Below are 17,648 nucleotides of genomic sequence, written 5' to 3' on the forward strand. Positions count from 1 at the left end.
ATTCCGCGCCTGTGTCGATACCTCCGCGCTTACCATCAGCCCATGCGTGGCTCCAAGATCCTGATCACCGGTCCCACTGGCCAGGTGGCCGCTCCCATCGCCATGGCCCTGGCCGCCGACAACGAAGTGTGGGGCATCGCCCGCTTCACCGACGCCACCGCGCGGGAGGGGCTCGAACGAGCGGGAATTCGTTGCGAGCAAGTCAATCTCGCGACGGGTGACTTCACCGGGCTCCCGTCGGACTTCGACTACGTGCTCAATCTGGGAGTGGCCAAGAGTGGACGGTGGGACAAGGATCTGGCCGCCAACGCGGAAGCCGCTGGCCTGCTCATGGCGCACTGCCGCAGCGCCAAGGCGTTCCTGCACTGCTCATCGGGAGCGGTCTACGACCCGCCGGACGACGCACCCCGAAGCGAAGGCGCGTTCCTCGGCGACAACCACAAGCCCATGTTGCCGACCTATTCAATCTCAAAGATCGCCGGCGAGGTCGTGGTCCAGACGATGGCGCGAGCGCTCGGCGTGCCCACCACCATCGCGCGCCTCAACGTGCCCTACGGCGACAACGGTGGGTGGCCGTTCTTCCACATGGAGATGATGCTCGCGGGCATCCCGATCCCGGTCCCTGCGGGTGGACCGGCGCGCTACAACCCGATCCACGAGGACGACGTCATCGCGCACATCCCGAAGCTGCTCGAACTGGCTTCGGTGCCTGCCACCACGGTCAACTGGGGCGGCGACCAAGTGGTCAGTCTCCAGGAGTGGTGTACCTACCTCGGGTCGCTGGTGGGCACGGAGCCGGTGTTCGAGGAGACCGCCGCGGCGATTCGCGGGAACGTGCTCGACGTGACCCGCATGCATGAGCTCGTCGGCGGAACGACCGTCGACTGGCGCGACGGGATGCATCGGATGGCGGCCAAGTTCCGTCCTGAGCTCGTCGGCGCGTGAGGGCCTGAGTCAGCCTGCGACCGAGGCGTCGTAGATCGACTGAATCGCCTCGTCGAGCGTCGCGTCGAACTCCTGGTCCGACTGCTGGGCGGAGAGCCCTTCGGTGAGCGCGCGGCTGAAACTTGCGATGACACCGGTGTTCTGGGCGAGCAGGGCGTCGGCTTCGTCCCGCGAATAGCCGCCGGAGAGGGCGACCACGCGCATCACCTTCGGATGTTCGGTCAGCGGGTGGTAGTGGTTCGCGACCGTCGGCAGCGACAGCTTGAGCATCACCCGTTGGCCCTCGGGGATGTCATCTAAGTGGGCACCAAGCTGGTCGCGGAGGATGTCCTCGGCGGCGGCCTTGTCGGCGATCGTGATGGTCACCTCGGGTTCGAGGATGGGGATCAGCCCGTGCGAAAGTACTTGCTGCGCAACGTCGAACTGTTGTCCGACTATGGCGGCGATGCCCGCTTCGTCAGCCGCTGCGATCACCGATCGTTCCTTGGTGCCGAATATGCCCTTCGCCACGGCCCGGTCGAGCAGGTCGTCGAGTCCGGGTATCGGCTTCATCAACTGCACGCCATCCACGGCATCGGCCAAACCCTTGTCGATCTTCAGGAAGGGCACGACGCCCTTGTCCTCCCACAGATAGGTCGCCGACGGCTTGTCGCCGAAGTCGCGGTCCACGGTCTCTTCGAACAGGATCGCCGCGAGCACCCGGTTGCCGCCGAACGCGGGGGACATGACGATCCGTGAGCGCATCTGGTGGATCAGGTCGAACATCTCGGTGTCCGACGAGTAGGCACTGTCTTCGATCCCGTACAGGCGCAACGCCTTCGGGGTTGATCCGCCGCTCTGGTCGAGGGCGGCGATGAACCCGTTGCCCGACGTCATGCGTTCCGCTTGCGCTTGGTCAACCATCACGCGAGCATATGCCCCTGCGGCCTGGCGCTAGGGCAGCACCGTGTGCATCAACATCACGTTGTAGCCCGACCACAGCGAGAGGTTGTAGTACAACTCCTTGCCCGTCGACCACGGATGAAGGAACGGCGCGTAGATGCCGCCGGGAATCTCGTTCGACGTCACCAGCACCTGCTCCGGACCCCACGGTCCCTGCGGGGCAGGCGCCGTCCTCATCACGACGTCATTGGGTCCGTTGCAGTAGAGCGCCACGTACTGCTTCAGATACGTGTTGTACTGCGCGGACATCTCGCCCATCGGGCCAGGGATCACCGGCACCGCGGCCGCTGGGTTGCCGGGGACCCAGGTTCCGCCGTCCCAGTACTCGTACTTGGTCAGGTCGGGAACGAGGTTGGGGGGCACTCGCGAGATGTACGCCGAACCGCCGCGGCCGTTCGGTGTGCCAAACGAGTAGAGGTACGGATCGCCGGGTCCGGGCTTGAGGAACGCGCCCATCTGGAACTTCTCATTGCCGCCGTCGGGGGTGCGGATGGTGCCCGGGTAGACGCCCCAGGACTCACCGTTGTTCGAGGACATCGCGATGGCGGAGAAGTTCGTCGACCACGAGCCGGGGTTGTCCCAGTCCCGTATCGACATGAAGTTGACGTATTGGTTGCCGCCGACCGAGGTACCGGCAGTCGGGATGATGCCCGTCTCCTCCGGCGCCCGCCCGATGCTGTTGATGATCTGCTTGGAAATGCCGACCTTCCACACCGGTGAGCCCGAGAAATTGTTGTTGGGCACACCATTCGGCACCTCGACCGTCTTTGACAGCGCACCGTCCGAACTGCGCATCAGCGTGTTGTACCGCCACTGCTTTCCGGGGATGCCGCAGTAGCCATTCGTGTCGCCGAAGGCCATCAGCACCTGATGGTTGGCGGGATTGCCGTTGTCCCACATGATCCCGAGGTCGGTGCCGGTGATGGCGAACTTCTGGATGGTGTTGTTGGGGCTGTCCGGTCCGGTCACCCATCCGACGAGTGATGTCCCCGGCGGCTTGCCTGGGTCCGGCGCGGCCGCAGGGGCGGGCGCGGCGGCCGCCGGGACCGGTTGGGCAACGGGCGCGGGTTGCTGGTTGCCCCCCGGATTTGGCTGAGGTACCACCGCCGCCTGCTGTTGCACCTGCGCTGACCGCGGGGTGAGGGCCTTCAGGATGGCGGGCAGCAGGCCCAGTTTGGGAAGCGGTGCCGCGTCATTGGCGCCGACGGGTTTGTGCCCGATCGGGCGGTTGAACGGCGCGATCGCGGACGGACTCGGGATTCGGAAGGCCTGGTTGGCCATGGGTTGGGCTTCTGCCGCCGCACCCGTGCAGGGATCGGCGGCCGCTGGCGGCGCCACGACGGCCGCGACGATTAGCCCGACTGCGGCGGCCGAGGCCACCGATACGGATGCGATTCGACGACGCGGCGACATGTCACACCTTTCCCAGGAGGACGTCGCATGGACGTCAACAGTTGCTGATGTGACGATAGTGATCAGTGGGACTGTTGTGGTCAGTGATCTGTCGAAAGGTATGCATTCGTGACCGCGTCGCAACACAAGCCTTTGCTGCTGCCGGTGGCGCTCGCGGAATTTCAAGCGTCAGTGGTACCGGCTTTGCGGTGGTACTTTCCGTTTGATCGGTCGCCGAATGACGACCCGAGGAAGGAACGTCATGCCAGTGAGTAATTCAGGGGTGGCGTTGCTCTTCGCCGCCATGGGCGCCGCGCTGGCGATCGCCGCTGCACCGGTTGCCGCTGCGGACCCGCCGTGCGACCCGGCGGTCGTGGCCTGCGATGCGCCCGGGAACGTCGATTCGCCGGGGAACGTGGAGATCAACGACGCCCCATCAGTGGTCCCCTCACCCGACGAGGATTATCCCTTCGACAACGACTGGTACTTCGACGCCGCGGGCGGTGGGACGGCGCTACAGCCGAACCACCCGGGCGGCGGCAGTGGCGGCGGTGGTGGTGGCGGCGGTCACGGTGGCGGTGGTGGTGGCGGACACCGCTAACTCAATTCGGCTCGCCGTCAACAACTTCGCCGTCAACAACTTCGCCGTCAACAACTTAGGAGAATTGCCCATGATGCTTTCCACTTCTGCCGCGCGTCGCGCGGTCGCAGGCGCCATCGGTGCGGGCGCGATCGTCGGCGCGACGTACTTCGCCGTCCCATCCGCGAGCGCAGCTCCGCCGCCCCCACCGCCTGCGCCGGGTTGCTCGGCGGGTGACTACGAGCAGATCACTTCCGAGGTCTCGGCGGCGACCTCGGCTTACTTCTTCAGCCATCCCGACGTGAACGCATTCTTCTCCACGCTCAAGGGCCGGCCGAAGGATCAGACCAAGAGTGAGGTCGCGACCTACTTCGACGGCAATCCGCAGGCGAAGACCGACCTCGCCGGAATCCGGCAACCCCTGCACGACTTCAAGACTCGCTGCCAGTAACGGGGATTGCCGACGGCACGCCGAGCGCCATGACGGCGACGTCGTCCTCGAGCCCACTTCCGAAGCTGCCGAGCAGTGTCTGGATCGCGGCGACGATGCTCCTCGGCGTGGCCGGACCATGCGCGGAGGCGAAGTCGAGCAGTGCATCGTGGTCGTCGTACCGGGCGGTGCCCGTCCCCATCCGCGCCTCGGTCAGGCCGTCGGTGTACACCACGAGTGTGTCGCCGGGCGCCAAATGGACTCGGGCCGAGACGAATTGAGGGTCGGGCAGGATGCCAACCGCCTGTCCGCCGATCGTGTCCACGTAGCGGGCCCGCCCGTCGGCCCCGATGAGAAGTGCCGGCGGGTGCCCGCCCGTCGCCAACTCGATGTCGAACCCCTCGTCGCGACCGGCCACCAAGATCCCGAACACCACGGTGCAGAACCTGGGATCGTCGCCATGAAACTCGTGGCTGAGCACTGTGTCGAGGTTCCTCAGCACCTCCACCGGGTCGTCGTCGTATACCGCGGCGGCACGCAACGTGTACCGGGTCAGCGATGTCACCGCCGCCGCACCGGCACCCTTGCCCGACACGTCGCCGAGGAAGAAGCCCCATTTGTCGCGCGCGAGCGGAAACAGATCGTAGAAGTCGCCGCCGACGTCGTCGAACGACGCGGGGTGGTAGTAGGCGCAGGCCTCCAAGCCGACGGGCGGGGCCAGCAGGGGAGGTATCAGCGACCGCTGCAATGTCGTCGCGAGCTCCTGCACCCGCGCACGCTCACGATCGGCAATTTGCCGGGCCTCGAGCAGTTCACGCTCGTAGGCACGCCGGTCGCTTGCGTCCTGCACCGTGACGCGCACCAACAGGGGCCGGCCAGCGTCGTCGTCCTTGACGTTCGCCGTCAGGAATACCGGTAGCCGAGTGCCGTCGGAGGCGACTAGTTCGACGGTGACGCCCGCGAGTTGGCCCTGCATTTGCAACAGGGGGCCGAAGTGCGTCTCGTAGTGAATCCGGCTGCCGACGCTGAGTAACTCGGTGAATAGCCTGTCGCGCAACGCATTGCGCTCGTACCCGAGCCACCGAGACAGGGTGGCGTTGACGGATGCGATGCGACCGTCCGGCCAGTGGGAGAGCTGCCCGCTCGGGGCATGCTCGTAGAGATCCTCGTAGTCGTCGAGCGGGTGCTGGCCCGGCGTCATACGCGTTCGACGAACGCGGCGATCGCGTCCGCGGTGTCGTCCGGGCTGCTCAGCTGTGGGCAATGCCCGGTCGCATCCAACGTGACGAGCTCGCTACCCCCGATGTGCTCGTGCACGTACGCACCGACCGCTCGCGGGGCGAGCGTGTCGTGCGCGCACTCGACGACGAGGGTGGGCACCGTGACGTGAGGAAGGTCGGCGCGGTTGTCGGACAAGAAGGTGGCGCGGGCGAACACCAGTGCCTTGGCCGGGTCGGTTCGGCAAAAGCTCTCGGTGAGCTCGTCGTTGAGTTCGGGCCGCTCGGGGGTGCCCATGATGACCGGCGCCATCGCCCGCGACCACCCAAGATAATTGCTCTCAATCGAGTCGAGAAGTTCGTCGATGTCGGCCCGCGAGAATCCGCCGTGATAGCCGTCGCAGTCGATGTACCGCGGAGAGGGAGTGAGCAGGACCAGGCCAGCGAAGCGCTCGGGCTCGGCGACCGTGGCGAGCACGCCGATCATCGCCGCCACCGAGTGGCCGACGAAGACGACGTCGGTCAAGTCCAACTCCCGGATGATGTCGAGCACGTCGTCGGCGTACCCCACCAACGACGCGTACCGCGCTGCGTCCCACGCCGACGGGTCCGACGAGCCTGAGCCGACATGGTCGAACAACACGACCCGGAAGCGCGGCGTCAACCGCTCGGCCACCAACCGCCACAAATTCTGATCGCATCCGAATCCGTGCGCCAGCATCACGGTCGGACCATCCTGCTTTCCGACGATCTTGACGTTGTTCTTGGCGTACACGTCCACGCGCCGATTCTCGCATCCGCCCCGGTCGTGCAGCAGGAAAGTGAACTACGGAGCACCTATTGACGAATGCGTCATTGGGTCTGGACCCGCCCCTGATCGACATCAGGATGCTCCGCTAGGGTGGGCCGAGCACTGCGGCGTCCCATTGACGCCGCGGACGTCCTCGAGTTGAGCCTCCAGCTCGAGGTGTTGTTGAGCGCCGCCCGCGGTGGGCATGTGCGCGCGGGGAGTGAGGTCCTTCATGAACGAGCCAAATATGGCCGACGACGATCAGTCGCCGAGCCAACAGGCATTCGCCGTCGACCAGTCGCGGATCGCCGGTGCCGTGGTGCTATCCGTCCGTGGTGACATCGATGCGCTCACGGCGCCGCACTTGACCGACGCGATGCTCGCGGCGCTTCCCGAACCACCGTCGGCCGTGATCGTCGATCTCTCCGACGTCGACTTCCTGGCCTCTGCTGGTATGACCGCGCTCGTCACGGCCAACGAACGGACCGCGCCCGGTGTCCGGTTTCTGGTGGTCGCTGACGGATCGGGAACCAGTCGGCCGCTCAAGCTGATGGGACTCGACCGCGTGCTCGCGCTGTATCCGACCCTCGACGAGGCAGTCCGCGCCTTGTCGTGACCGGCTAACCCCGCGCGGGGCGCAGCTGGCCCTTCGGCCGGTGCACGCGACGAATCGGGTCGTGGGCGGTGCCGTGGGCGAGCTCGTCGCGTAATTGTTGGATGTTCGACAATTCGCCGTAGAGCGCCCGGATCGAATAGTTCAGCACCGCCATCGACGAGCGAAGTCCTGGGTCATCGCTGATCCCCAGATCCCTCGTGCGCTGCTTGCTCCACAGAGCTTCGTCGAGCCGGCTGCGCGTCACGGCGAGGTGATGGTCGAGCATCTCGACCACGCGCTCCGGATCGCTGTCCCGCGCGAGCCACGTCTTGAGGATGACCGAATGCTTGATGATGACCTGGTCGGTGACGGGCAGTGCGTCGACCCACCGACGCAGCGTGGACAGTCCGCGCTCGGTGGCCTGATAGAGCGTGCTGGTCCGCTTGCCCGTGCGAACCTCCTTGGCGGTGACCATGTCTCGGTCCACCAGCCGAATCAGCTCGCGACGGACGTGGCTCACCGACGGCGACCAGTAGAAGTGCCCGACGGAGAACTCGGCGCGGGTCTTGAGCTCGCCCGCCGTCAACTGCTCGTCGTTGGTGGCCAGGATGCCCAGCACCAGGTAGGCCGTGGTCGGCAGGTCACCGACCGCCCGCGGGCTCACGGCACCGGCCGGAAGTAGGGCAGCCACAGGTCGTCGCTCACCTCACGGAAGTCGACCTGCACCGGCAGTCCCACCCGTAGCTCGGCGGTGCTGGTCCCGATGATGTTCGTCAGCATCTGATAGCCCTCGTCGAGCGTGACGATGGCTGGCGCGTAAGGAGTTTCGAACACCGGCGTGGCGGCGCGGTACACCACCGTCCAGCTGTACACCACGCCACGGCCGCTGCTGGCCTCCCACCCGACGTCGAAGGACAGGCATTGCCTGCAGTGCTCGGCGGGCGGGAAGTCGGCGGCGTGGCAGGCGGCGCAGCGCTGAAAGCGCAACGTCTGTTCGGCGCAGCCCTCCCAGAACGGCTTGGTCAATGGTCCTGGCGTGGCGTGCGGAACCGCGGCCCGCTGGGCATTCAGTTCAAGCTCGTTGTCGTTCATCGTGATTCGGCCCCCAGCAGTAGGACGGTGGTGAACAACGCGCCCGCGCCCCCGTTACTGCACAGGGCGATGTGCGCGTCGGGCACCTGGAGCTCACCCGCTTCACCGCGGATTTGCTGCACTGCGCGGATGGCCCGCTGCATCATCTGCGGATTGGTGCCTGCGTGGCTGAACGACATGGTGCCCCCGTCGGTCGTGACGGGATGGCTCCCGGTGATCGCGATGTGGCCGTCCGCGACGAAGGGGCCGCCCTCGCCGTCCTGGCAGAACCGGAAAGCCTCCAACTGGCGAATGATCTCGAACGAGAACGGGTCGTAGAGCTCCAACACGTCGACGTCGTCGCGATCGAGTCCGGCGTGCGCGAAGGCCTTGTCCGCGGCATGCCTGCCCACCAATCCGTTCGGGTCGAGGCCGCGTCGGCCGGCCAAGTCCCACGCCGGGGGATGCTGGTACGACGGTCCGTTGAAGTCCGCGCCGCTGCCCAGCACGTAGACTGGCTTGCGCGACGCGTCAATCCGGTCGACGTTGGCGACCACCACCGCGCACCCACCCTCGGACGTCGTCGCGCAGTCGAGCAGATGGAAGGGATCTGCGATCATGCGTGACGCGGTGATGTCGTCAGGGGTGAACGGCCCCCGGCCCGCGTACACGGCTGCCGGGTTGGCGGAACCATTGTTGCGGATGGTGGCCGCGACGATCGAAAGTTGTTCGCGCGTCGTGCCATACACCTCCATGTGCCGCCGCGCGATCAATGCGAATTCGGCGGTCGTGAACATGCCCCACGGTGCGACGAACTCGTTCTCAGGGCGGGTCCACGGCGCGGTCGCGGAGTGGTCGCGATACTCCTGGGCCTGCGCGGCCACCAGCACCACCACGTCGGCGAGCCCGTTTTCGATGGCGGCGACGGCCTCGGTGACCATCCCGACGCCGAAAGTGGAGCCCTGCCAGGCCGGTCCGAGTCGTAGGTCGTAGATCAACGACGCCGTCTGTTCCGAGGTGATCCCGTCGACGTCGTCGAGCGTGAGCCCGGCGTCGTCAAGGGCGCCGAGGGTGGCCTCGACGATGAGCCGTCGGGTGGTCTCGCCGTCCAGGCTGCGGCCCTGTTTGGTGTTGTAGACGCCGGCGATGGCGGCCTTGCGGGCTGGCACTGTGCCTCCTGGGGTTAGTTCTCGTCTGCGACGACGCCGAGGTACGTGCCGTAGACCCGTACCTCTTCACCGTCTCGGGACACGCTGCCGAGGTATCTGCTTCGCGGAGGCCCTGTTTCATCGTGCGCGGTTTCGTCGTCCGCGGCGAGCACGTCGAATCTGACGTCCACCGGCCGCGACGTGGCGGGGTCGGTGATCTCGACGACCACGGCCACCGCACGCTCGCCCGCATCCCAGTCCACCGCGGTGACGCGGTGGCGCGACGTCAGCTCGAGCACGGTCGAGTCCTGCCTGAGCAGGAACCGGATCGGCGCGCACAATTCGCCTGCCCTTGGCGGCACGCACAAGGTGATCGCCACCGTCAGATCCCCTGTCCTGCTAGGAATTCGGTGACGGCAGTGGCCAATCCGATCGGACTGCTGGACTGGATCGTGTGCCCGGCACCTTCGACGCGGTGCCAGGTGGCACCCGTGATCAACCCGGCGAACTCGGCGGCGGCCGCATCGGAGAGCACCTTGCTGCGCTCCCCGCGCAGAATGGTGGTCGGACACGCGATGCGGCGGGCCAGTTCGCGGATGGCGTCGCCGACCGGCAGGTGGCTCCCGCCGGGGTGGAACTGAGAATCGTCGTACTTGAAGCCCAGTCGCCCGTCGTCACGCCAGCGCAGATTGGCCGCCAGGTTGTCGCTCTCGACCTCGTCCAGATCGGCGAACGACGGTTGGGACGTGATGAACTCGTTGATCGACGCGGTCGCAGGACTGGTCAGTTCGGGGCCGACGTCGACGATTACCAACGCGGCGAGTTCGGGTGGCCGCCGGGCAGCCCACGCGATCGCACCGATACCTCCCATCGAATGTCCCACCAACACCACCCGTTTGAGGCCTAGCGCCACGACGGTGGCGGAGATGTCGTCGGCCGTCTCCTCGGACCCGTACTCCCCGGGCGACCATTCGCTCTCCCCGTGTCCGCGTAAGTCCAACGAGATGCAGCGCGCGCGGCCGCGTAGCAGGTTTCCGACGACGTCGAATGTATGCGCGTGCAGTCCGCCGCCGTGGAGGAAGATCATCGCGGGATCGGCTGCTGCGCCTGGCCATTCGAGGTAGTGGATGCCGCCGCCGTGCGAGCCGGCGAGCATGCCCTCGGCAGGTAGCACGAAGCCCGTCGGATCGACGCCGTGCCGCTGCGCCGCCGCCACCAGTCGGGCATATCGGGTGCCGAAGGACTCGGCCCGCAGGGTGCGGACCGATGGGCGGCCGGTCACAGGCCCGCAGGCCGGCGGCTGGTCGCCCCGACCTCCTCGAGTGCTGCGATGTCCTCGGCCGATGTGCCCAACACGTCGGTCAGTACCTCCCGGGTGTGCTGACCGTACAAAGGTGCCGGTGTGGAGATCCACCGGCGGGGGCGGCTCGCGAACGTGAACGGCAGGCCGGTGGTCTTGAAACTGCCTGCGACGGGATGGTCGACGAGCTCCCAGAAGCCGCGTGCGGCAAGGTGTTCGTCGTCAAGTAACTCGGACGCTGGTACCACCGGGGCAGCCCCAATTCCGTGCTCCCGCAGGCGGGTTACTGCGTCCGAGACGCTGCGCTGCGAGGTCCAGTCGGCGATCAGCTTGTCGAGTTCGTCGGCTTGTCGGCGACGGCCCGCTTCGTCGTGCAGGGTGGCGTCGGCGACCAATTCCGAAGGCCCGATCAGGTCGGCCAGCGCCGGCCAGGCGTCGTCACTCAGAACCGCGATGGCGACCCACTGATCGTCGCCCGCGCAGCGATAGACACCTTGGGGGCTGGCGCCCGGCCCGCGGTTTCCGTCGCGGTGCATCTCGACGCCGTTGCGCGAATACTCGAGCACGCCTTCGGCGGCAACGTTCAACGCCGCCTCCACCATGGTCGACTCGACGTGCACTCCGGTGCCGGTGCGGTCCCGGATGCTCAGTGCGGCAATCGCAGCGAACGCGGCGTGCAGCCCGGCGAGCGGATCGCACGCGCCGCGCGGAATGACGGGCGGGCCGTCGGCGGGCCCCGTCATCCAGGCCATTCCGCTGGCCTGTTCCATCGTCTGCGCGAATCCGACGCGGTCACGCCACGGTCCGTCCAGCCCGAAGGCGGGCATCCGAATCATCGTCGCCGTCGGATTGGTGGCGTGCACCACGTCCCATTCGAGCTCGAAGTTGGCCATTACCCGAGGGGAGAAGTTCTCGATGACGAGGTCGGCGTGCGCGATGAGATGCAGCGCTGACGTACGCCCTTGGGAGGTACCGAGTTCGAGGCTGATGCCGCGCTTGTTGGTGTTGCTGCACTGGAAGACTGGGCCCCACTCCCACCACTGGTCGGTGCCAGGCGGCGGCCCGCCGGCGAAGCGCATGCCGTCCGGACGGCGCACGCCTTCGATCTTGATCACGTCGGCGCCCAACGCGGCAAGTACCTGGGTTGCAAAGGGACCCGCCCAGAAGGCCGTGAAGTCCACGATGCGTATCCCGTTCAGCGGCAACGCGGCGCGCGATGGCTTCGGAGGGCGGGCTGGGTCCCGCAGCCATGACACCCGGCCGTTGTCCGCGCCGAGGGCAGGGGCGGCGGTCGGGGTTCTGGTGGGAATGGCTGCGCTGCGGTAGGGCACCCGAGGCGCGGTGGTGCCGTCCTCCGACGTGACGAACACTCCGCGCTCGACGTAGTGGTCGATGCCCGTGATGCTCTGCGGAGCCGCGATGGGGGCCACTGGAATCCGGAAAGCCGTTGCCAGTTCGATGATTTCGTCGGTCGTCTTGGTGGAGGCCCAGTCGTGCACCATCGCCAGGAACTCGTCGCGCCGCCGTACCCGCCCGGCAAAGGACGCCAGCTCCTCGTCGTCCAACAGGTCCGGCCGCTCGATGAGCACCAGAAAGTCCTGAAACTGCTGCGCGGTGATGGTGCAGAAGCCCACTGCTCCATCGGCGGTCGGCACGATGGAGGGCAGTTCGAGACTGCGCAGTCCCAAGGCCTGGTCGGCTCCGAGCACGCTGGCCGACACGGCGCCCAACGAACCCATCGCGATCACCATGGCCTCGTAGAGCGAGACGTCGATGGTTTCGCCAGCGCCGGTGCGTACCGCTGCCGCGGCGGCCACCGCGGCGTAGGCGCCTGCGAACCATTCGCCGATCCTGCCGCCGGCCTGCATCGGCTCCGAGCCGGGCCAGCCGCGGCCACCGATGGAACCGCAAAGAGCTTGCAGCAGAAACTCGTTCACTTGCAGGCCGCTGTCCACGTAGGGGCCCGTGGTTCCGAACGGCGTGATGGCCACCACTACCGCCGACGGGCGCGCCGCCGTGGTCACGTCGGCCAGCGACCACCCCGCGGCGAGATCGGTGATGACGACGTCTGCTCTTGCGAGCAGGTTGGCAATCTCGGCGGCACCGTGGTCGCCGACGACCGATTGCTTACCCGCGGCGAGGTAGCCGAACAGCGCCCCCGCACCCGTATCCGGTCGTGCGCTCCAGTGCCGCATCGGGTCACCGCGTGGCGGCTCGATCTTGACCACCGCCGCGCCGGCGTCGACCAACATCTTGCCGCAGTAGGCCGTCGCGATTCCAGAACCGACTTCAAGTACCCGTAGCCCGTCGAACGGTAGCTCTGTCACCCTAGTTGCCCAGAGTCGTTGCCCGGCCTGCGATTCCGGCGGCCTCGACCATCCTTGCTTGGCCGAACGCCGTCATGCGGGCCCACGCGTCACGGTCACGTTGGCTGGCTTCGCGGCCCACGTGAGTCACGACGTCGACGTCGACCGCCTGCGCCCTTAAATGTCCGGCCCGCGCGTGCTCCTTCGGGATGTGGCCGAACGGGTCGAACGAGTACGCGGCCATGGCATTTTCGTGGGTGATCTTGTTGATGACGGCGTCATCGAGGTGGCCCATCGTTTCGATGACGTCCTCGGGGGCGAACGGCCAGTTGCTGTCCGAGTGCGGGAAGTCCGACTCCCAGCACAGCATGTCCTCGTTGAACCAGTCCATGTTCTGGACGCCGACCTTGTCGCTGATGAAGCACGTGTAGAGGTGCCGCTTGAACACGTCCGTCGGGCCGTCGTATCCCTTCGGGAATTTGGCTGCGGTCCAACCGGAGTGGCGGTCGAGTACGTGCTCGGCGCGCCAGAGGAAGTATGGGATCCATCCGACGTCGCCCTCGGTCAGCGAGAACTTGAGTTCGGGGAAGTCTTCGTAGAATTCGGCCCAGATCAGTTCGATGAGTGTGTACATGCTCATCATCGACGAACCGGTCATGTTCACACTCGGAGGCGCATCCAACGAGAACATCGGAGCCCGCGACGACGATCCGACGTGCGTGCACAGCACGGTCTTGTGCTCGCACGCCGCTTCGAACAGTGGGTACCAATGCTTGGTGTGGATGCTCGGCATGTTGAGCGCTTCCGGGTTTTCGGAGAAGGTCACCGCGTGACAACCCTTGTCCGCCAAGCGTTTGAGCTCCTTGGCGGCCTCGTCGACGTCGAACAGCGGAAGGATTCCGCAGGGGATGAACCGTCCAGGGTAGGCGCCGCACCATTCGTCGACGTGCCAGTCGTTGTAGGCCTTGATCATGACGAGGTTGACGTCGCGGTCGGGCCCCTGGTTGAGCACCTGACCCGAGAAGCCGGTCCAGTTCGGGAAGTTCAGTCCGGCGAGTTGGCCGCCCGCGTTCATGTCGCGCACGCGTTCGTCGACGTTGAAGCAGCCCGGCCGCATCTCGTCGTAACTGTTGGCGTCGATGTTGTACATCTCGCGAGGTTTGCCTGCGACTGCGTTGAGCCCCATGTTCCGCCCACGAAGCTCGCCGTAGTACCACTGCTGAGTGCCGTCGGCTTCCTGCAGGACTCGCGGCGCGTATTTCTTGTAGGCCGCGGGTACGTGCGCGTCGAACATGTCGGCGGGTTCCGCGATGTGGTCGTCGACGCTGATCAGGATCAGTTCATCCTTGTGCACGATGGCTCCCTGTGGCCCTGAGGTACGCAGATATTACTGACTATTAGATGATGACGTGGATCACGCTGTCAACGGCTCAGATGCTGTTCAGCCGCCCCATGGCTCAGTATGCGGATGCAATGGTGATGACTATTAGTCATCGGCTTGAGGGAGCTGGACTGTTCCACGGCCTTGATGTGGGCGACGGCGCCGTCAGGCCGATTGGCACGCCGCGCAGAGCCCCCAGAAGGTGACCTCGGCTTCCCGGACGCGAAACCCCTCGCCGCCGCTCGGGCTGAGGCACGGCGCCGCGCCGACCGCGCAGTCCACGTCCTGCACCGTGCCGCACGATTCGCAGATCAGGTGATGGTGGTTGTCGCCGATCCGCCGCTCGTAGAGCGCAGCGGAGCCGGCGGGCTCGAACTTGCGGATCAGCCCGGCGCGGGTCAGGTCGTTCAGCACCAGGTAGACCGCCTGCGGCGACGAGCCGGGGAGACCCGTCGTGATCTGCTCGAACACCTTCTCGGCGGTGGAGTGCGGCGTCGCCTCCAGCACCTGCAGAACGGCGATGCGCCCGGAGGTGGTGCGCAGGTTGGCCGCGCGGAGCTCCTGCTTGTACTGCGTGATCGCGTCGTCCATTCCGTCAGGTTAGCATGACCTAACCATATATACGACTAAATCATAATCTTGAATTACTCAAAACAACGTGTACAGTGGGGGTATGACCAATCACGCAATATCCACCACTGAATTCGTCGCTTCGGAGGCGCTCGCCGCCGACCTGCAGTCCGTGCTCGTCGAACTGCTGGAACTGCAGGCCCAGGCCAAGCAGGCGCACTGGACGGTCGTCGGGCCCCACTTCCGCTCCATCCACCTCGAACTCGACGAGATCGTCGACGCGGTGCGCGAGCATGCCGACACGGTCGCCGAGCGCATGCGTGCGCTCGACGCGGTGCCCGATGGGCGCACCCGCACCATCGCAAACACCACCCGCCTCGCCGCCTTCCCGGAAGGCGAAGTGAGTGTCGAGCGGGCCGTCGCGGTGATCGCGGAGCGAATCATCGCCGTGGTCAACACCATTCGTGCGGTGCACGATGACGTCGACGACCAGGATCCCACTAGCGCGGACATCCTCCATTCCGTGCTGGAAACGCTGGAGAAGCAGCGGTGGATGCTGGCGTCGCAATTGCGGCACATCGCCAACTGACCGCACGCGCCCACGGGGTTTCGTGGGTCGTGCGCTGGGGTATCTAAGACAGCAACGGCTACGAAGGGCTGCAACGATGAAGGCAATTGAGCACGGAACCGCTCGCTGCCCCCGATGCATGGCGCTCGCCGAATACCAGTTCTTCGATCGCGGCGACGACACGCTGTCCTACGAAGTGCGGTGCAACGTGTGCAAGAACGTCTACATCGAAATCACCGAGGTTCCTGTCGCCTCCGCCGCGTGAGCTACGTCACCAACAACTAGGCCGCCATCCGGCAAACCCGCATGACGGTTACCGGAATGTTTCCAGTGTCTCAGCGCTGTCACCGTCTCCTCACAGGTTGGCCCACGGTGTGACTGTCTAAATGGCAGTGTGACAACGACATTGGAGCCGCCCGCCACGCCAACCGAAGCCGCTGAACCGCCTCGCACGGGCCGTTTCGCCCGTCCGACCTGGGATCGCTTCGGTTTCGGCGTGTTGTTGGTGGCTACGGCGGTGTTCTACCTGTGGAACATCACCGTCAACGGCATGGGCAACCAGTTCTACGCCGGGGCCGCTCAGGCCGGGTCGAAGAACTGGGAAGCGTTGCTGTTCGGCTCGCTGGACACGCAGAACTTCATGATGGTCGACAAGCCACCGGTATCGCAGTGGGCGATGGGGCTGTCCGGGCAGATCTTCGGGTTCAGCAGTGCCTCGATGTTGATCCCCGAGGCGTTGATGGGGGTCGCGACGGTGGCGTTGCTGTATGCCGCCGTGCGTCGCATCAGTGGACCCAACGCTGCGCTGCTCGCCGGGGCCGCGTTGGCCGTGACGCCGGTGGCGGCACTGATGTTCCGGTTCAACAACCCCGATGCGGTGATGGTGCTGCTGATGATGGCCGCGGCCTATTGCGCGGTCCGGGCGTTGGAGCACGCCAGCGCGAAATGGATGATCCTCGTCGGCGTCGCGCTCGGATTCGCCTTTCTGGCCAAGATGCTCGAGGGCATCATGGTGGCGCCTGCGATCGGTCTCGTCTATCTGGTCGCGGCGCCGACGTCGGTGCGAAAGCGACTGCTGCATCTCGTCGGGTCCCTCGGCGCGTTGCTCGTTTCGGCGGGTTGGTTCGTGTTGTTGACGTTGTGGTGGCCGGCGGCCTCGCGGCCCTACATTGCGGGCTCGACGGACAACAACTTCATGAATTTGGTGCTGGGTTACAACGGGTTCGCCCGCGTGCTCGGCAAGAACCACGGCATGTTCCAAGCGAACCCCGTCGTCGGCGCCGCGGCCGGCACCTCCTTCGAGGCCAGCGAAAGCCATCACGGCGGATTTCACGGCTTCGGCGATTCGGCGCAGGGCCTGACGCGGCTGTTCACCGGCGAGTTCGGCTTCGAGATCGGCTGGCTGCTGCCCGCCGCGCTGCTCGCGTTGGTGTTCGTGCTGATCTCGCGGGGCCGGGCGCCACGCACCGACCTGGTCCGCGCCGGCGCCATCCTGTTCGGCGGCTGGATGCTGGTCGACGGCCTCGTGCTCAGCTACATGAAGTCCATGGTCCACCCGTACTACAGCTTCTCGTTCGCGCCCGCGGTGGCCGGGATCTTCGCGCTCGGCGTCCATGAGATGTGGGGCAAGCGCGACACGTGGTTCGGCCGTGGCGGCCTCGCCACGCTCATCCTCGCCACCGGCGGGTGGGCCTGGTGGGTCCTCGGCCGCAACGCTGACTGGCTCCCCGCCCTGCGCTGGACGATCCTGGCCGTGACGATCGTCGCGGCCGTCGCCCTCCTGGTATCGCTGAGCTCAGAAAGCCGTCGACGGTTCGCCGTTGGCGCGCTCGTCGTCGGCCTCTTCGCGGCCCTGCTGGGCGCCGGTGCCTACAGCATCGCCACAGTCGGCCAACCCCACGACGGCGGCGGGCCGAGAGTCGGACCCGCGCAGAAGGACGACGGACACGGCGGACCTTGGTGGGCGCAGGACACCGACACTCCGGAGTTGGAGGCCATGCTCCGAAACACCCACACCGACTGGTCGGCGGCGATCAACCGCTCGTCGGCGGCGGCCGGCCTCGAGTTGTCCACCAACACCGCGGTGATGGCGATCGGCGGATTCGGAGGCAGCGACCCGGTGCCGACGTTGGCCCAGTTCCAGCAGTACGTGGCCGAGCACCGCGTCACCTATTACGTGGCGCCAAGCGCTGAGAAGCGGCCCGGCGGATTCGGCGGTAACTCACACACCGACATCACGGACTGGGTGGCCGCCAACTTCACCCCGATCAAGGCTGGCACCGCCACCGTCTACGACCTGACCGCACCGAAGACGTAGGCCCGTAGTGGCACCGCCCCATTAGGACTACGGACTTCCCAGGGTTCGACCAGTGCCCTTCTCCCGAGAGGCTGAAGGCACCAGTCAATCGCACCC

Annotated in this window: 19 protein-coding genes; 7 read left to right on the top strand and 12 right to left on the bottom strand. The window is 66.3% G+C overall.

The window, feature by feature from the left end:
• The first annotated feature begins 42 nt into the window (after positions 1-42).
• The gene (locus SLQ30_RS13330; RefSeq protein WP_319446757.1) at positions 43-945 is read left to right on the top strand and encodes an NAD-dependent epimerase/dehydratase family protein; all 903 of its coding nucleotides are present in this window, start codon (positions 43-45) and stop codon (positions 943-945) included.
• Between the two features lie 9 nt (positions 946-954).
• Here the strand turns inward: SLQ30_RS13330 and SLQ30_RS13335 are convergent, their stop codons facing one another.
• On the bottom strand, positions 955-1,848 hold the full coding sequence (locus SLQ30_RS13335) for a fructose bisphosphate aldolase (RefSeq protein ID WP_319446758.1): 894 nt from the start codon (positions 1,846-1,848) through the stop codon (positions 955-957).
• Positions 1,849-1,878: 30 nt separating this feature from the next.
• Positions 1,879-3,300, bottom strand: a complete 1,422-nt coding sequence (locus SLQ30_RS13340; protein ID WP_319446759.1) for a DUF4185 domain-containing protein — start codon at positions 3,298-3,300, stop codon at positions 1,879-1,881.
• A 247-nt stretch (positions 3,301-3,547) separates the two neighbouring features.
• Between SLQ30_RS13340 and SLQ30_RS13345 the strand changes: the two genes are divergently transcribed.
• Both SLQ30_RS13345 and SLQ30_RS13350 read left to right on the top strand, forming a co-directional pair.
• Positions 3,548-3,880 carry a hypothetical protein gene (locus SLQ30_RS13345; protein WP_319446760.1) on the top strand — a complete coding sequence of 111 codons (333 nt, stop codon included), beginning with the start codon at positions 3,548-3,550 and terminating at the stop codon, positions 3,878-3,880.
• The gene (locus SLQ30_RS13350; protein WP_319446761.1) at positions 3,822-4,310 is read left to right on the top strand and encodes a heme-binding protein; all 489 of its coding nucleotides are present in this window, start codon (positions 3,822-3,824) and stop codon (positions 4,308-4,310) included. The genes SLQ30_RS13345 and SLQ30_RS13350 overlap by 59 nt, the downstream gene beginning before the upstream one ends.
• On the opposite strand, the gene SLQ30_RS13355 is transcribed toward SLQ30_RS13350, so the two are convergent.
• Positions 4,291-5,490, bottom strand: a complete 1,200-nt coding sequence (locus tag SLQ30_RS13355; protein ID WP_319446762.1) for a PP2C family protein-serine/threonine phosphatase — start codon at positions 5,488-5,490, stop codon at positions 4,291-4,293. The genes SLQ30_RS13350 and SLQ30_RS13355 overlap by 20 nt on opposite strands.
• Positions 5,487-6,287 carry an alpha/beta hydrolase gene (locus SLQ30_RS13360; protein WP_319446763.1) on the bottom strand — a complete coding sequence of 267 codons (801 nt, stop codon included), beginning with the start codon at positions 6,285-6,287 and terminating at the stop codon, positions 5,487-5,489. The genes SLQ30_RS13355 and SLQ30_RS13360 overlap by 4 nt, the downstream gene beginning before the upstream one ends.
• Before the next feature lie 241 nt (positions 6,288-6,528).
• Here SLQ30_RS13360 and SLQ30_RS13365 point away from each other — a divergent pair, with 241 nt between their 5' ends.
• On the top strand, positions 6,529-6,912 hold the full coding sequence (locus SLQ30_RS13365; RefSeq protein ID WP_319446764.1) for an STAS domain-containing protein: 384 nt from the start codon (positions 6,529-6,531) through the stop codon (positions 6,910-6,912).
• Positions 6,913-6,916: 4 nt separating this feature from the next.
• Here SLQ30_RS13365 and SLQ30_RS13370 read toward each other — a convergent pair whose 3' ends face one another.
• From SLQ30_RS13370 to SLQ30_RS13405, 8 genes are all read right to left on the bottom strand, one after another.
• Positions 6,917-7,555 carry a MarR family transcriptional regulator gene (locus tag SLQ30_RS13370; RefSeq protein WP_319446934.1) on the bottom strand — a complete coding sequence of 213 codons (639 nt, stop codon included), beginning with the start codon at positions 7,553-7,555 and terminating at the stop codon, positions 6,917-6,919.
• Positions 7,552-7,983 carry a Zn-ribbon domain-containing OB-fold protein gene (locus tag SLQ30_RS13375; RefSeq protein WP_319446765.1) on the bottom strand — a complete coding sequence of 144 codons (432 nt, stop codon included), beginning with the start codon at positions 7,981-7,983 and terminating at the stop codon, positions 7,552-7,554. Before SLQ30_RS13375 ends, SLQ30_RS13370 begins: the two co-directional genes overlap by 4 nt.
• Positions 7,980-9,131 (bottom strand): thiolase family protein, encoded by a 1,152-nt coding sequence (locus SLQ30_RS13380; RefSeq protein ID WP_319446766.1) that lies wholly within the window; start codon positions 9,129-9,131, stop codon positions 7,980-7,982. Before SLQ30_RS13380 ends, SLQ30_RS13375 begins: the two co-directional genes overlap by 4 nt.
• A 14-nt stretch (positions 9,132-9,145) precedes the next feature.
• On the bottom strand, positions 9,146-9,490 hold the full coding sequence (locus tag SLQ30_RS13385) for a hypothetical protein (RefSeq protein WP_319446767.1): 345 nt from the start codon (positions 9,488-9,490) through the stop codon (positions 9,146-9,148).
• Between the two features lie 2 nt (positions 9,491-9,492).
• A complete protein-coding gene (locus tag SLQ30_RS13390) occupies positions 9,493-10,392 on the bottom strand; it encodes an alpha/beta hydrolase (RefSeq protein WP_319446768.1) in 900 nt (299 codons plus the stop codon).
• Positions 10,389-12,737, bottom strand: a complete 2,349-nt coding sequence (locus SLQ30_RS13395; protein WP_319446769.1) for a CoA transferase — start codon at positions 12,735-12,737, stop codon at positions 10,389-10,391. Before SLQ30_RS13395 ends, SLQ30_RS13390 begins: the two co-directional genes overlap by 4 nt.
• A gap of 1 nt (position 12,738) precedes the next feature.
• Positions 12,739-14,070, bottom strand: coding sequence for an amidohydrolase family protein (locus SLQ30_RS13400; RefSeq protein WP_319446770.1), 1,332 nt, complete (start codon positions 14,068-14,070; stop codon positions 12,739-12,741).
• Positions 14,071-14,262: 192 nt separating this feature from the next.
• Positions 14,263-14,688, bottom strand: a complete 426-nt coding sequence (locus SLQ30_RS13405) for a Fur family transcriptional regulator (RefSeq protein ID WP_319446771.1) — start codon at positions 14,686-14,688, stop codon at positions 14,263-14,265.
• 82 nt (positions 14,689-14,770) lie between these two features.
• Here SLQ30_RS13405 and SLQ30_RS13410 point away from each other — a divergent pair, with 82 nt between their 5' ends.
• The 3 genes from SLQ30_RS13410 to SLQ30_RS13420 all read left to right on the top strand — a co-directional run bounded on the left by SLQ30_RS13410 (position 14,771) and on the right by SLQ30_RS13420 (position 17,552).
• The gene (locus SLQ30_RS13410; protein ID WP_319446772.1) at positions 14,771-15,256 is read left to right on the top strand and encodes a DNA starvation/stationary phase protection protein; all 486 of its coding nucleotides are present in this window, start codon (positions 14,771-14,773) and stop codon (positions 15,254-15,256) included.
• Between the two features lie 76 nt (positions 15,257-15,332).
• Positions 15,333-15,500 carry a hypothetical protein gene (locus SLQ30_RS13415; RefSeq protein ID WP_319446773.1) on the top strand — a complete coding sequence of 56 codons (168 nt, stop codon included), beginning with the start codon at positions 15,333-15,335 and terminating at the stop codon, positions 15,498-15,500.
• Positions 15,501-15,629: 129 nt separating this feature from the next.
• Complete coding sequence (locus SLQ30_RS13420; protein ID WP_319446774.1) at positions 15,630-17,552, top strand: ArnT family glycosyltransferase; 1,923 nt, start codon at positions 15,630-15,632, stop codon at positions 17,550-17,552.
• Positions 17,553-17,648 lie beyond the last annotated feature (96 nt).

Source organism: Mycobacterium sp. RTGN4 (assembly GCF_033804635.1).
Classification (GTDB): domain Bacteria; phylum Actinomycetota; class Actinomycetes; order Mycobacteriales; family Mycobacteriaceae; genus Mycobacterium.